General features: G+C 64.2%; 11 protein-coding genes. 3 read left to right on the forward strand and 8 right to left on the reverse strand.

What is annotated here, in order from left to right; genetic code table 11:
* Window positions 1-8: 8 nt before the first annotated feature.
* The 3 genes from OVA00_RS05275 to OVA00_RS05285 all read left to right on the forward strand — a co-directional run bounded on the left by OVA00_RS05275 (window position 9) and on the right by OVA00_RS05285 (window position 4,221).
* Window positions 9-1,757, forward strand: a complete 1,749-nt coding sequence (locus OVA00_RS05275; protein WP_268088267.1) for a glycerol-3-phosphate dehydrogenase/oxidase — start codon at window positions 9-11, stop codon at window positions 1,755-1,757.
* Window positions 1,730-2,572 carry a class I fructose-bisphosphate aldolase gene (locus OVA00_RS05280; RefSeq protein WP_442780440.1) on the forward strand — a complete coding sequence of 281 codons (843 nt, stop codon included), beginning with the start codon at window positions 1,730-1,732 and terminating at the stop codon, window positions 2,570-2,572. Before OVA00_RS05275 ends, OVA00_RS05280 begins: the two co-directional genes overlap by 28 nt.
* Window positions 2,573-2,691: 119 nt before the next feature.
* A complete protein-coding gene (locus tag OVA00_RS05285; RefSeq protein WP_268088268.1) occupies window positions 2,692-4,221 on the forward strand; it encodes an FGGY-family carbohydrate kinase in 1,530 nt (509 codons plus the stop codon).
* A gap of 75 nt (window positions 4,222-4,296) precedes the next feature.
* On the opposite strand, the gene OVA00_RS05290 is transcribed toward OVA00_RS05285, so the two are convergent.
* The 8 genes from OVA00_RS05290 to OVA00_RS05325 all read right to left on the reverse strand — a co-directional run bounded on the left by OVA00_RS05290 (window position 4,297) and on the right by OVA00_RS05325 (window position 14,452).
* On the reverse strand, window positions 4,297-4,923 hold the full coding sequence (locus tag OVA00_RS05290; protein WP_051659706.1) for an outer membrane protein: 627 nt from the start codon (window positions 4,921-4,923) through the stop codon (window positions 4,297-4,299).
* A 201-nt stretch (window positions 4,924-5,124) separates the two neighbouring features.
* Complete coding sequence (locus OVA00_RS05295; protein WP_060521967.1) at window positions 5,125-6,462, reverse strand: sensor histidine kinase; 1,338 nt, start codon at window positions 6,460-6,462, stop codon at window positions 5,125-5,127.
* Window positions 6,459-7,133 (reverse strand): response regulator transcription factor, encoded by a 675-nt coding sequence (locus OVA00_RS05300; RefSeq protein ID WP_060521968.1) that lies wholly within the window; start codon window positions 7,131-7,133, stop codon window positions 6,459-6,461. The genes OVA00_RS05295 and OVA00_RS05300 overlap by 4 nt, the downstream gene beginning before the upstream one ends.
* A gap of 326 nt (window positions 7,134-7,459) precedes the next feature.
* Window positions 7,460-9,199, reverse strand: a complete 1,740-nt coding sequence (locus tag OVA00_RS05305; protein ID WP_268088270.1) for a peptidase M14 — start codon at window positions 9,197-9,199, stop codon at window positions 7,460-7,462.
* Entirely contained in the window at window positions 9,196-10,050 is an 855-nt protein-coding gene (locus OVA00_RS05310; protein ID WP_060581039.1) for an ABC transporter permease, read from the reverse strand. The genes OVA00_RS05305 and OVA00_RS05310 overlap by 4 nt, the downstream gene beginning before the upstream one ends.
* 4 nt (window positions 10,051-10,054) lie before the next feature.
* On the reverse strand, window positions 10,055-10,978 hold the full coding sequence (locus tag OVA00_RS05315; RefSeq protein WP_034805623.1) for an ABC transporter permease: 924 nt from the start codon (window positions 10,976-10,978) through the stop codon (window positions 10,055-10,057).
* A 63-nt stretch (window positions 10,979-11,041) separates the two neighbouring features.
* Window positions 11,042-12,529, reverse strand: a complete 1,488-nt coding sequence (locus tag OVA00_RS05320) for an ABC transporter substrate-binding protein (protein WP_442780464.1) — start codon at window positions 12,527-12,529, stop codon at window positions 11,042-11,044.
* A 90-nt stretch (window positions 12,530-12,619) separates the two neighbouring features.
* On the reverse strand, window positions 12,620-14,452 hold the full coding sequence (locus tag OVA00_RS05325) for an ABC transporter ATP-binding protein (RefSeq protein WP_034805626.1): 1,833 nt from the start codon (window positions 14,450-14,452) through the stop codon (window positions 12,620-12,622).
* Window positions 14,453-14,455: the final 3 nt, after the last annotated feature.

The raw sequence follows: 14,455 nt of genomic DNA on the forward strand, positions 1-14,455 counted from the left end.
CTGCCATCATGAACCGGGAAGAGATTTTCAACGGGCTCGCCAAGAGCCCGAAGGTGGACGTGTGCGTCCTCGGCGGCGGCATCAACGGCCTCAGCGTCTTTCGTGAACTGGCGCTGCAGGGGGTGAACGTGCTGCTCGTCGAGAAGCACGACTACTGTTCGGGCGCGAGTGCGGCGCTGTCACGCATGGTGCATGGCGGTCTTCGCTATCTCGAAAATGGCGAGTTCAGCCTGGTCAGGGAATCGCTGGTCGAACGCGATCGGCTGCTGAAGAACGCGCCGCATTACGTGGCGCCGCTGCCCACGACTGTGCCGATCTTCGACATCTTCTCGGGCCTTGCCAATGGCGCGGTTCGCTTCCTGGGATTGACGCGGCGGCCAAGCCGCCGTGGCGCCGTCGCCGTCAAGATGGGCCTTGGCATCTATGATTTCCTGACGCGCAAGCGGGCGCTGATGCCGAAGCATGCCTTCCGAGGGCGGCGCACGACGCTTGCACGCTGGCCGGCGCTCAATCCCGACATCAAGAGTTCCGCGACCTATTACGACGCCTGGGTCAGCCAGCCGGAACGTCTCGGCATCGAGCTGTTGAAGGACGGGCTTGCCGCCGGTTCTCACGCGCAGGCGCTGAACTACGCCGAACTGACGCTGGCCGCACCCGGACGCTACGAACTGAAGGACGATGTCACCGGCGCGGTCGCTGCGATCGAGCCCGGCCTCATCATCAACGCCACCGGCGGCTGGATCGATATCGCCAACGGCGCACTGTTTCCCGCAACGTCGAAGCCGGCCCCGTTGATGGGCGGCACCAAGGGCTCGCATCTGATCATCGACAATGCCCAACTCATGGAAGCGCTTAACGGCCACATGATCTATTACGAGAACGAGGATGGCCGCATCTGCATCCTCTTTCCCTATCTCGGCAAGGTGCTGGTGGGCTCGACGGACATTCGTGTCGATGATCCCGAAACCGTGCGCTGCGAAGCCGACGAGCGCGACTACATCCTGCAGTCGCTCGCCTTCGTCCTGCCAGACATCCGGATCAGGCCGGAAGAGGTGGTGTTCCAGTTCTCGGGCGTACGGCCGCTGCCGGCGAGCCAGGACAGCTTCACCGGTCGCATCCCGCGCGACCATTTCTGCACCTTCGTGGAGGGTGTTGAGGGCGGTCCGCCGGTGCTCTGCATGATCGGCGGCAAATGGACGACGTTCCGCTCCTTCGGCGAAATGGCGGCCGACCTCACCCTGGAACGGCTCGCAAAACAGCGCCATGTCAGCACCGGAGAACGTGCCATCGGTGGCGGGCAAGACTATCCCTCCGATCGCGACCGATGGGTCGATGATGTTGCGGCAGCCACCGGGCTTTCGCGGGAGCGCATGCAAGTGCTTTTCGTCCGCTATGGAACGGGCGCGCGAGACGTTGCCGATCTCATCGCCGCCGGCGCTGACCATGCCTTGCCGCATCGGGATTACTCCGCGCGCGAGCTGCAATACCTGATCCGCAGCGAAGCCGTCGAACATCTCGAGGACCTGCTGCTGCGCCGCACGACGCTCGCAATCACCGGCGAGCTCTCGCTCGACATGGTGGATGCGGTGCTCGCCGTGCTTGCCATCGAAAAGCAATGGTTGCCGCCGCGTGTCGCGGTCGAGCGTAAGCGATTTCTTGCCCTTCTCGTCGAGCGCCATGGCGTCGACGAGGAAACCCTATCCGTACGGAACGAACAAAGGAGTGCATTATGCGAAACAACAGCAAGGTCCGGATGAACCGTCTGTTCGGCGGTGGACGTTGCCTCGACGTCGCGATCGATCATGGCGTCTGCAACGAACCCTCCTTCCTCAATGGTCTTGAAGACATGTCAGCCGTGGTCAAGGCGCTGGTCGCGGCCGCACCGGATGCGATCCAGATGAATTTTGGCCAGGCGGATCTGTTGCAGGAGGTGCCGGGCAAGGACAAGCCGGCGCTGGTCACGCGTCTCGACATGGGCAACCCCTATAACCGCATCCGCCACCGGCACATGTGGGCCGTGTTGCAGAACGAGGCCGAACCGTTGATCGGCGCGCTGGCGATGGACGCGGCCTGCGTCGTCGTCAACCTCTTCATGCTGCCGGACGAGCCCGATCTCTTCCGCCAATGCGTCGCCAACATCTCGCGCGTGCGGGCCGATTGCGACAAGTACGGCATGCCGTTGATGATCGAGCCCTTGGTGATGCAGCCGGTGACCGAGCACGGCGGCTACATGGTCGATGGCGACGCCGAGAAGATCGTGACGCTGACCCGGCTTGCGCGCGAGATGGGCGCTGACATCGTCAAGGCGGACCCGACCACCAATGCCGAGGATTTCCACCGGGTCGTCGAGGCGGCGCGCTGCCCGGTTCTCGTGCGTGGCGGCGGCAAGGAGGACTTGCGCAACGTCTTCGACAAGTCGGCGGCCTTGATGCGTCAGGGCGCAATGGGCATGGTCTATGGGCGCAACATCTACCAGCACGCCAATCCGAGCGCCGTTGTGCGCGGCCTGATGGCGATCATCCATGAGGATGTAAGCGGCGAAGAAGCCTACGCGCTCTACCAGCGCGGTTGAAATCGCTCAGCCGGAACCGCTTCACCAGCGATGCTCCGGCGCAAGAGGAACGCTGCCGCTGTGAGGACACCGGCGGCGTTCCGGCAAATGGATTAAGGACCTTGGGGAGGGGTTCGGCAATGGGTAAGTATCTGCTCGGGATCGACGCCGGGAACACCGTGATCAAGACGGTACTTTTCGATCGTGACGGCAACGAGATCGCGATGGCCGCGGAAGAAGGGCACAGCCATGTGCCGATGCCCGGCCATGTCGAGCGTGGGCTTGGCGAACTGTGGAGCCATGCCAAGGTGGTGATCCGCGCCTGCATCGAGCGCGCCGGCATCGATGCCAGCGAGATCGCGGCGATCGGTTGCGCCGGGCACGGCAACGGTCTCTACGCGCTCGATCGAGACGGAGAACCGCTTGTCGGCATACAGTCGCTCGACACTCGCGCCGCCGGCCTCGTCGAGGAGTGGCAGGCCGCAGGCGTCGGCGAGCGAACCTATCCGATCGCCGGGCAGAAGCCCTGGCCATCACAAACGCCGACCCTGCTTGCCTGGCTGAAGCGCCATCGGCCTGAGCAGTTTGAAAAAATCGGCACGGTGTTTCTCTGCAAGGACTTCGTCATCAATCGCCTGACCGGCGCGCGCGTCAGCGACGTCTCGGACATGAGCGGCGCGGGCCTGCTCGATGTCGCCGGTAGGCGTTACGATGCGGCATTAATGAAGGCCTATGGCCTCAGCGAAGACATGGACCTGCTGCCCGATCTCGCCGAAAGCGCCGATATCGTCGGACGCGTTACCGAGGAAGCGGCGGCGCAGACGGGTCTGGCTGCCGGCACACCCGTTGTCGGTGGGCTCTTCGACGTGGTCGCTTCGGCAATCGGCTCGGGCGTCACCCGCACCGGTGCTGCCTCGATCATCGCCGGCACCTGGAGCATCAACCAGGTGATCATCGACCAGCCTGATCTCTCACGTCCGCTCTTCATGTCCTCGACCTTCGATCGCAAGCGCTACATGGCGATCGAGGCGAGTGCCACGTCGGCGGCCAATCTGGAATGGCTGGTGCGCGAGCTCTTTCCGCACGACGGCAAGGATGGTCGGTCGCCCTTCGATCTCTGCTGCCAGCTGGCATCCGAGGTCACGCCGGCCTCTGATGACCCGCTCTACCATCCGTTCCTCTATGGCGCTCAGCAGGACGGCAACGCGCGCGCTGGCTTCTACGGCGTCGCCGGCTGGCACGGCAAGGGTCATCTGGTCCGCGCCGTGCTTGAAGGCGTCGCCTTCGGCCATCGCCAGCATATCGCGGCGTTGCGCGCGGCTGGGGCTCGCTTCGAGGAGGCGGTGCTTTCGGGTGGCGGATCGCGCAGCCTGATCTGGCCGCAGATCTTCGCCGACGTGCTTGACGTGCCGGTGACGGTCGCCCGTTCACGCGAGACCGGCGCGCTCGGCGCCGCGATTACGGCTGGCGCCGGCATCGGCCTTTTCGCCGATATCTCCGCCGGTGCTGCGGCGATGGTCAAGACCGAGCGCCACTACCGTCCAAACCCTGCACTTGCCGCGCATTATGACAGGCGCTTTGCGCTTTACGGCGAGATCGCCGCTGCCATGGCGCCGATCTGGCGCCGGCTTGCAACGCCCGAGCGATCGGCGCGGGAAGCGGCGGAGTGATCAGGGCAGGGGCATCGGTCTGTCGGGGCGCTGCTGGGAGGAACGTTGCAGCGCCGCCGCAAACCGTCGGACCCGTCAGAAACGCATGTTGATGCCGGCCTTGATGACGTGGCTGTTGATGTCTTTCTCGCTGGAGCCTGAGCTCGTGTGGGTGCGGACATCGGGCGTCGTGATGTAGTTGTATTCGAGCTTGGCGGAGAGGCCGCCGGCAAAGGCCTGTTCCACGCCGGCGCCGAGCAGGTAGCCGCCCTTGAAGCCGACGTCGTTACGCACGTCGCCGCCCTTCTTGTAGCTGGTCATGGCGTAACCGGCCGTGCCGTAGACGAGCGTCTGGTCGAAGGTGAGACCCGCCTTCGCCTTGATGGCGCCGCGCCATTTCTCCTTGAGCTTGCCGCCGTTGACCTTGTGCTCGGTGTCGCCGAGATAGGAGCCTTCGATTTCCGCCCCGACGATGCCGGGGCCGGCCTGCATGTTGTAGCCGGCCTGGACGCCGAGCGCGACGCCATTGCGGTCGGCGAACGGGTTGGGGCTGCCGGTAAAGCCAAGGCCGCCATGGGCACCGACATAGGCGCCGCTCCAGCTGAAGGCCGGCGGGTCCTGATAGGTGGGGGCGGAGAAATCAGCCGCCTGGGACGGCTGTGCGCCGCAGAGGGCGAGAAGGGTAAGACCCGACCAGATGGAAAACTTGCTGGACTGCCGCATTTTCTTGCTCCGTGGATAGGAAACGCGCCTTGATGGCGCTTGCGTCCTCCCATGCGCGCTTCACCCTTGGGGTGGGATGCGATGTTTGGACGGTACACGGCCTTTGTCGGCCCCACGGATTGCACCAACATTGCGCAACTTGTCTAAGTTACTGATTTGGTTGTTAGTTATCTGTTAACCATACGCCGACTGAGGAAAATCCTAGCCGGCAGGCAAGGTGATGCGGAAGCAGGCGCCGCCCTTGGGATCATCGACCACCGAGATGTGACCCTTGTGGCGGCCGATGATCTCGCTGACCAGATGCAAGCCGAGGCCGGCGCCATGGTCCCGCGGCTGCAGGCGATGGAAGGGCTCGAAGATCCGGGCCCGTTCCCGCTCCGGTATGCCGGGACCTTCGTCGGTAACCTCGATCACGCCGCCGCGCTCCACCCGGATCGTGATCAGGCCGCCGGCGTGTTCGATGGCGTTGCGCACGAGGTTGGTGACCGCCCGCTCGATGGCGCCGGTATCGCCGCGCACGACGACGCGCTCCGTGCCCGGAGCGAAGGAAAGGTCGCAGCCGGCCGAAAGCGCAAGCGGGGCGAGGTCGGCCGTCACATCGCGGCAGAGCGAAACCAGGTCGAGCTGCCCGAAATCCGTGCCGTCGCGATCGATGCGTTCGAGATCGAGCAACTGTTCGGCAAGGCCGGCAATGCGGTTGGAATCGATCAGCAGGCGGTTCCGGAGCGGGCCGGCCTCCATGCTTTCCAGGCGCGTGTGCAGGATCGCAACCGGGGTTCGAAGCTCGTGTGCCGCGTCGAGGATAAAGCGCTGGCGGCGCTCGTACCCCTCATCGAGCCGCTGCAGTGCGCCGTTGAACGCCTCAACGAGCGGTCGCACTTCGCCGGGGATGCGATGATCGGGCAGCCGGGCACCGCGGCGCTCGACATCGATCGTCTTTGCCTGGTCGACCACCTCGGCAAGACCGGCAAAGGCGCGCCTTACGATGATCGGGATCGCGAAGGCCGGGATCAGCACCACGATCAAGACGATCGGCAAAAGCAGAAGGTTTGCCAGGATGAACACCGCGAAGGACGCGCTCCAGAGCCGCCCTCCGCCGGCAAGCACCGTATAGGTGCCGTTGTCCGTGGTCACCGAGCGCACGATCGACGAGAGGGTATAGGGCTCGATGCTGTCACGCATATCGCCAAAGGCGATGCGGTCGAGGTGCTCGCCAATGCTGCGATAGGCGTCCGGCACCGGTCCGCTGCGGATCATGTCACCGCGTTCGTTGCGTGCGACGAACCAGAAATCGGCGGACTCGGCCCGCATGGCAAGCAGTTGCGGCGTCTCAACCAGCGTCAGTCCACCGGCGGGATCCGGCCGGATTGCCCCGGCCGCGATCGACGCGGCGTCGGCGTCGAGGAACTTGCCGCCGAGATCGGCGCGCGTCAGCAAGGCCATGAAGCCGGCGATGACCGCCATCAACAGCAGCACCTGAAAGGTCAGGATCTGCCAGATCAGGCGCTTCTTCAGCGAGTTGGTGGAAGCGTTCGTCATGGAGAGGGTCTCAGAAGGTAGCCAACGCCGCGGATGCTGTGAATTTCAACGCCGGCACCGGTTTCCGAGAGCTTGCGGCGCAACCGCGAAACATGCGCGTCGAGAGAATTGGACTGGATTTCGTCGTCATAGCCATAGACGGATTCCTCCAGCGTCGAGCGCTGCACCGTGCGCCCCTGCCGGCGCGCCAAAGCCTCCAGCACCAGCAGCTCCCGCCGCGGCAGGTCCAGCACCCGGCCGTCGACGCGGGCCTGTCGGCCTTCGAAATCGAAGATCAGCTGGCCGATGCGGGCGGTGATCGGCGCAATATCAGGTGAACGTCGCATCAGGGCACGGATGCGCGCCAGCAATTCCTCCACGGCGAACGGCTTGGCGAGATAGTCGTCGGCGCCCATGTCGAGCCCCCTGACCCGTTCGTCGATGGCGCTGCGCGCCGTCAGCACGATTACCGGGATTCCCGATCGTAGCGCACGCACCCGCGGGATCAGCGACAGGCCATCGCCGTCGGGCAGTTGCCGGTCGAGGATGATGCCGTCGTGAACCTGGTTGGCCAGCGCCGCCATCGCATGGTCGATCGACGGTGCATGGTCGAGGATCATGTCATAGCGGCTGAGTGCGGCACTGAGTGCTGCCGCCATTTCCAGCTCATCCTCGACAAGGAGCAGGCGCATTGAATATCTCCGAATCCGATAGGCGTGTCTCGTTCACGTCTGGTGGACGAGGATTGCAACAACGTTGCGGCCTTTCGCTGCCTTTCTAGCGGCGAGAACGGGAGCCCGGCAATGCAGAGCGGCCGAGGCTTACCGTATTCGGATGGGACGGAGAGAATAGCCGCGCATTTGCGGGGCGAGCGATCGGACAAGAGCCCTCAAAAATTGCCTTGCGCGGCAGCGCCGGGCGGGCGCTGCCGCGCAAGGCGCAGATCGTCAAACGATGTGTCGCTGCGCAAGGGTACGCAGCGGCACGGGACCGGCCATGGGCCGGCCGATGACGGAGGTCAGGCGACGGCTATGATCCGCTGGAACGCATCATAGGCCGCAAGCACCGTTTCCTTCTGAGCCTCATGGCCGGCAATGAAGGCATCGCCGTAGATGGTCTCATCCGGGTATTCGGTGATCAGCGTCAGCGGTGCCGTGTGGCGGTCGTCGACGGAGATCATGCAGGGGAAGCCGTTGATGATGCGGAAACCGGTTTCACCGGCATGCGTCTCGTAAAGCGCGATCTGGGCGTCGTTGTAGGCGAGCAGGCCCGGAACGGCCGCAAGCCGCTCGGTGACTTCCGCGATCAGCTGTTCGGCGCGCGCTTCCCATTCGGCGTGGTGGCGCATGATCAGGAAGAAGCCCTTGGGCAGGGTCCACATGGCAAAACCGCGCGGCACGTAGCCCGAAAGCGGCCGCGTCCACTCATGCGAGGGATAGCCGTGCAGGTTGACGTGCAGCTGCGCGCCGGTCAGCCGCTCCGCCTCCTTACGGATCTCGCGCTCGTTGAGTGCTGCACCGGTGCGGTATTCGAGATCGTCGCCAAGGGCGGTGTAGCGGGCGGCATGGTGCATGTGCAGCGGGTTGTCGACGCGCAGCCGCTGGTGCACGGCATAGCCGTCGGGGTTTTCGAGCGGCGAGATGGTGAAGTGGCTACCGGTGCGGGCGGCGAGCGCCTGGGCGGCGCGAAGCACGCCGACGATGCCGGTCGTCTCGTTCGGATGCTGACCGCCGCTGATCATGACCGGCGCATCGCTTCCCTTGTGATAGCGGGCCTTCACTGGCCGGCCGGCACGCGACCTGGCCTCGAAGGGCTGGCCGTCGATCGCGGCGAGTTCGGCATGGATCTGCGCCACCGCCAGCGGTGCCTCGGCGGTTTCGAGCGGCAGGGTTTCGCCTTCGACATCCGTCGCCTGCAGCGGCCGCGCCTTGACGACGACGGTGGGCTTGCCGACGCCGAAGACGATCTCCGGCACGATCTGGCCGGGCTTCAGGCCGCGGTCGCCGAGCGGGCGGCCGGACTTCTTCTGGAAGACTTCGAGCAGCGAGAAATAGAAGTCCTCGTGCAGCGCTTCGCGCAGGCTGATGACTTCCTCGCCGACAGGCAGGCGGAAGTCGGTGATCGGCAGGGTCACGCGGATGTTGAGCTCTTCGAAATAGGGCTCGCTGTCACCCCAGGCATGATCGGAGATCGCCTGCATCGTGCCGGCAAAAAGCCGCTCATAGTCGGTATCGAGGTGGCATTCGCGATGCTTGTCGCAGCCCTCGTCGAGGCGGATCCAGCCGGTCGGCGACAAAAGCGTCTCGCCGATGAAATCGGTGTGGATGCGGTTCGGTGCGAATACGGCGTGGTTTTCCTGGCGCCCGTCACGGAAGGTCAGCGCGACATCGTAGGTGAATGCCTTGGCGCTGCCGGCCTCGAAGCGGATCTCGGCGTCGCCGAGAAGGGCTGCGAGCGGATAGGCTTCGAGCAGGAAGCGGTTCTGAGGGGCGCCCTCATGCTGGGGATAGCGGACGACGACGCTTGCGAGGGCTGCGCGATCCACTTCTTCCAGGAAGAAATGCAACAACGGCTTGTAGGCGCTCCTGAGCGCCGCCTTGACGCCGAAGCTTGCAAGCTTCTGTTCGGCAGCCTTGCGGCTGGCGGCATCGTCGAACAGCCAGGCTTCGAGCTTGGTGCCGCGGGCGGCTTCCTTGCCGTAGGTGGTCAGAAGCGTGTCGAGGGTGCGCTCGAAGGCGCCTTCGAAAATCGTCGTCATCGTGAAGTTCTACCGGTTGGGTCGAGGCTGTCACGCAGCCAGTCGCCGAGAAGATTGAGGCCGAGAACGGTGAGCAGGATCGCAAGGCCCGGGAAGACGCTGACCCACCAGGCGTTCTGCAGGTAGGTGCGGCCGTCGGCCAGCATGCCGCCCCAGCTCGGGATCAGCGGATCGACGCCGAGGCCGAGGAAGGTGAGGCTGCTTTCGAGCAGGATGTTGTTGGCGACGTTGAGCGTCATCAGCACGATCACCGGGCCGATTAGGTTCGGCAACAGGTGCTGGAACAGGATCTTGTAGTCGCGAACGCCGATGGCGCGGGCCGACTGGATGAACTCGCGCTCGCGCAGCGACAGGACCGAGCCGCGCACGAGCCGCGCATATTGCACCCACTGCGAGACGATCAGCAGGATGATGGTGTTGCCAAGCCCACCGCCGACGATGGCGATGAAGGTGATCGCCAGCAGGATGAAGGGGAGCGCCAGCTGCACATCGGCAAAGCGCATGACGAGCATGTCCCAGAAGCCGCGATAGTAGCCGGAGACAAGCCCCATGACCACGCCGACGACGACGGCGCCGGCAACCGACGTCAGGCCGACGAGCAGCGAGATCTTGCCGCCGGCAACCACGCGAGCCAGCACGTCGCGGCCAAGCGGGTCGGTGCCGAGCGGATGGGCCCAATTGACGAAGGGCGGCGTCAGCCGCGCCATCAGGTCGATCTTGTCGACGCCGCCGGGAAAGAGCACGCCAGAGAAGAGAACGGCGAGGCAGATGCCGCCGGTGAGCAGCGCTCCGAGGATGAATTCGAGGTTGCGGAAGCGGGCGAAGCGGGTGCTGGAAGCCTTTGACGACATCGGCTCACTCCGTCCGGATGCGCGGATCGACGAGGCCATAGGCGATGTCGACCAGAAGATTGACGAACACGATCATCAGCGAAAGCACGGTTATGACCGCCTGAAGCACGGGGTAATCGCGCGAGGCGACCGCGTCGAAGGCGAGCGTGCCCATGCCCGGCCAGTTGAACACCAGCTCGACGACGACGATGCCGCCGAGCAGGCCGCCGAACTGCAGGCCGAAATAGGTGATCAGCGGGATCGCGCAGTTACGAAGTGCGTGCTTGTAGAGCACCTTGCTTTCGCTGAGGCCCTTGGCGCGCGCGACCATGATGTATTGCGACTGCAAGGTTTCCAGCATCGCGGTGCGCACCAGGCGCACATTGGTCGCCGTCAGGATGATGCCCATGGTCAGCGCCGGCATGATGAAGCTTGCAAAACCGTCCATGCCGCTTGGCGGCAGCCATTTGAGGACGATCGAGAACAACAGGACCAGCATGATCGCAAGCCAGAAGTTCGGGAAGGAAAGCCCGACGAGCGACAGAATGCGGATTGTCTGGTCGGCCCACTTGCCGCGGGCGACGGCGGCGCGGATACCGAGCGGAATGGAAATCGCGATCGAGACGATCAGCGAGGCGAAGGCGAGCAGCATGGTCGCCGGCAGCGCAGAGGCGATCAGCTGCGAAACAGGCGTACCGCCCATGAAGGAGCGGCCGAAATCGAGCCTGAACATGCCCGTGATGAAATCGGCATATTGCGCCAGGAACGGCTGGTTAAGGCCGAGCCCCTCGCGGATGCGCACGAGGTCGGCCTCGGTGACGCTGCCAGCGCCCTGCGCCAGCATTAGCGCGGGGTCACCGGTGAACCGGATGGCATAGGAGACGGTCAGTGTCACGACGAACACGACGAAGACCGCCTGCAGAAAACGTTTGATCAGAAATCCGGCCAAGTGACCCGCCCTTTTGGAAAAATGGTCCGCCGCCTCAAGCGTGAGGCGGCGGACCGGCCTGTATTACTCGACCGTCACGTCCGTCAGCCGCAGGCGGCTATCCGGCACCGGCGTGAAGTTCTTGACGCGCTTGCTCACGCCGAAGATGGCGTTGAGGTTATAGAGCGGCATTTCGAGCGAACGGTCTGCGGCGTAGTTGGCGACCTGCTTGAGGATCTCCTCGCGCTTTGCCTGGTCGGTGATCGAACGCTGCGACTCGAGCAGCTTGTCGAGTTCCGCGTCCTTGTCGTACGGGTTCCACTTTTCGCCCGAGTGGTACATCGAGTAGGCGGTGTTGTCGTAGTCGAGCGTCCAGCCGCCCCAGGACTGCTGGAACAGCGCGCCGGTCTTGCCGGCCGGGATGATGTCGTTCAAGAGAACGTTGGTTTCATAGGGCTTGATCGTCGCGTTGATGCCGATCAGCTGCAGGTAGCTTGCGATAGCCTGCACGACCTCGTTGAAGGTCGCGTCGTTACCGCGAACGTCGATCTGCACGGAAGCGCCCGGCGCAACGCCGGCTTCCTTCAGAAGCGCCTTTGCCTGTTCCGGATCGTACGGCAGCGGCTTCATCGCCGGGTCGAAGCCGAAGGAGAGCTTGCCCTGGAAACTGGCGATCGGATCCGCCTGGCCGGCGAGGATCGACTGGATGATGGTGTCGCGGTCGACGCCGAGGATCAGCGCCTTGCGGACCTTCGGATCCTTGGTGATGCCGTCGCGCGTGTTGAATCGCAGCGCGTAGACCGTCGGGCCGGCGCTGGAGACGATCTCCAGATTGCTGTCGCCCTGGATCGTCGGGATCATGCCGATCGGAATGGTCGGCGGGATGACGAGATCGACGCGGCCGGCCTGCAGCTCGGCAACGGCGGTCGCCGGCTCCGAAATGAAGCGGTAGTTGAGGTTGGAAAGCTTCGGCGCGCCGCCCCAATGATCTGCGAAGGCTTCGAGCTTGATGCCGACCTTCGGCTCGTAGGAGACGAACTTGAACGGGCCGGTGCCAACAGGATGGGCGTTGAAGTAGTCCTCACCCTTTTCCTGGATGTACTTCGGCGGCACGATCATCGCGCCATAGCCGGCGAGCTTGGTGAGAAGCACCGGATCCGGCGTCTTCAGGACGAGGTCGACCGTCTTTTCGTCGACGATCTCGACCTTTTCGATCACGGCATAGTTGGACTTCTGCGGACCCTTGGAGCCTTCTTCGCCGAGCAGGCGGTCGAAGGTGAACTTCACCGCTTCTGCATTGAAGGGCTCACCGTTGTGGAACTTGACGCCCTCGCGCAGCGTGAAGCGCAGGCGTTTGCCGCCGTCGAGCTCTTCCCAAGCAGTAGCAAGGCCGGACACGATCTTCAGATCCGGACCGCGATAGGTCAGGCCGTCATAGATATTGGTGGCAACCGACGCCCAGTTGACGAGGAAGGTGTCGACCGGGTCCCAGCTTCCCGGATCCTGCGGCGAAGATACCGTCAGCGTGCCGGCGGCAAAGGCCGGGGCTGCGGTCATGAAACTACCCGCCATCGCAAGGGCGATGAAAGCGGCGTGGATCCCCTTTTTGTTGATCATTTACTCACTCCTGTTTCGACAGCCTTCCTGAGAAGAGAAAGCGGCTCACGCACCCTTGGCCACGTAATGGCCAGGGGCGATTTCTTTGCGCGGCAGCACCGCGGGTTCGTCGCCGACGCGGCGGATCGGGCTCGGGATCTCGCCCTCCAGCATGGCGCGCTCGCGACCCTTGCCGGGCTCGGCGACGGGCACCGCGGAAAGCAGCCGGCGAGTATAGGGATGGGACGGCGTCTCGAAGACCTGCTGGCGGCTGCCGAACTCCATGACCTGGCCGAGATAGAGCACGGCGACGCGGTGGCTCATGCGTTCGACCACCGCCATGTCATGGCTGATGAAGAGATAGGCGAGGCCCTCCTGTTCCTGCAGCTCCATGAACAGGTTGATGATCTGCGCCTGGATCGAGACGTCGAGAGCCGACAGCGCCTCGTCGGCGATGATCAGCTTGGGACGGGAGGCAAGCGCACGCGCGATGCAGACGCGCTGGCGCTGGCCGCCGGAGAATTCGTGCGGGTAACGCTTGGCGTGCGCGGGCGTCAGTCCGACGCGCTCCAGCAATTCATGCACGCGCTTTTCGATGTCCTTTTCACCGAGGATCAGGCCGTGGGTGCGGATAGGTTCGGCGATCGAGAAGCCCACGGTCTTGCGCGGGTCGAGCGAGGCGAAGGGATCCTGGAAGATGTACTGGATTTCCTGCTTCAGCCGCTGCCGCTCGGCATAGCTCATGGCCGAGACCGGGCGACCGCCAAAGAGGATCTCGCCCGAGGTTGCGTTCTGCAGTTGCTGGATCGTGCGACCGATCGTCGACTTGCCCGAGCCGCTCTCGCCGACCAGCGCCAGCGTTTCACCCGGGAAAATGTCGAAGCTGACGTTTTCGATGGCGTGCACGCGGTGCGTCGCCTTGCCGAAAAGGTTCTTGCGCACGTCGAAGCGGGTGACGAGATCACGCACCGAAAGGATCGGTGCCGCGTCGTAGCGGGCGGTGCGCTGGATATGGGTTTCGCCGACGCGCTTCGGTTCGCCGTCGATCATCATGGTCAGAGGCAGGCGCTTCGGGAATTCCTCGCCGGTCATGCTGCCGAGTTTCGGCACGGCGGAAAGCAGCGTCTGGGTATAGGGGTGCTTGGGGCTTGCGAAGATCTCGCCGACCGGACCTTCCTCGACCTTGCGGCCCTTCCACATGACGACGACGTCGTCGGCCATTTCGGCGACGACACCCATGTCATGGGTGATGAAGATCACCGCCATGCCGAGTTCTTTCTGGAGGTCGCGGATGATCGTCAGGATCTGCGCCTGGATGGTGACGTCGAGCGCCGTCGTCGGCTCGTCGGCGATCAGCAGTTTCGGCCGGCAGGCAAGCGCCATGGCGATCATGACGCGCTGGCGCATGCCGCCGGAAAGCTGGTGCGGATAGCGGCCGATCAGTTCTGCAGAATCAGGAAGGCGCACCATGTCGAGCAGGCGGCGCGTCTCGACGAGCGCTTCGGCCTTGGTCATCTTCTCGTGCAGCATCAACACTTCGGCGACCTGGTCGCCGATGGTAAAGACCGGGTTCAAGGACGTCATCGGCTCCTGGAAGATCATGGCGATCTCCTTGCCGCGGATCGCGCGCATGGTCTTCTGCGGGGCGCTCGTCAGATCGATTTCGCCGTCCTTGCCGCGAAACAGGATGCGGCCGGTCGGAAACTGGCCGCCCATCATGTCCGAGAGCCGCATGATCGACAGCGACGTCACCGATTTGCCGGAGCCGGATTCGCCGACGATTGCGAGCGTCCGGCCGGGCGTCACCGTGAAGCTCAGGTCTTCGACGACAGGATTGCCGTTGAAGGCGACGGAAAGCTTCTCAACGGCGAGCAGGGGCGCAGGCGTATCGACGGTCACGCG

The organism is Ensifer sp. SL37 (assembly GCF_026672675.1).
Lineage (GTDB): Bacteria > Pseudomonadota > Alphaproteobacteria > Rhizobiales > Rhizobiaceae > Ensifer > Ensifer adhaerens.

Coding starts and splice junctions, on each gene's coding strand:
- OVA00_RS05275 (WP_268088267.1), top strand. CDS start 9: ATGAACCGGGAAGAGATTTTCAACGGGCTCGCCAAGAGCCCGAAGGTG.
- OVA00_RS05280 (WP_442780440.1), top strand. CDS start 1,730: ATGCGAAACAACAGCAAGGTCCGGATGAACCGTCTGTTCGGCGGTGGA.
- OVA00_RS05285 (WP_268088268.1), top strand. CDS start 2,692: ATGGGTAAGTATCTGCTCGGGATCGACGCCGGGAACACCGTGATCAAG.
- OVA00_RS05290 (WP_051659706.1), bottom strand. CDS start 4,923: ATGCGGCAGTCCAGCAAGTTTTCCATCTGGTCGGGTCTTACCCTTCTC.
- OVA00_RS05295 (WP_060521967.1), bottom strand. CDS start 6,462: ATGACGAACGCTTCCACCAACTCGCTGAAGAAGCGCCTGATCTGGCAG.
- OVA00_RS05300 (WP_060521968.1), bottom strand. CDS start 7,133: ATGCGCCTGCTCCTTGTCGAGGATGAGCTGGAAATGGCGGCAGCACTC.
- OVA00_RS05305 (WP_268088270.1), bottom strand. CDS start 9,199: ATGACGACGATTTTCGAAGGCGCCTTCGAGCGCACCCTCGACACGCTT.
- OVA00_RS05310 (WP_060581039.1), bottom strand. CDS start 10,050: ATGTCGTCAAAGGCTTCCAGCACCCGCTTCGCCCGCTTCCGCAACCTC.
- OVA00_RS05320 (WP_442780464.1), bottom strand. CDS start 12,529: ATGGCGGGTAGTTTCATGACCGCAGCCCCGGCCTTTGCCGCCGGCACG.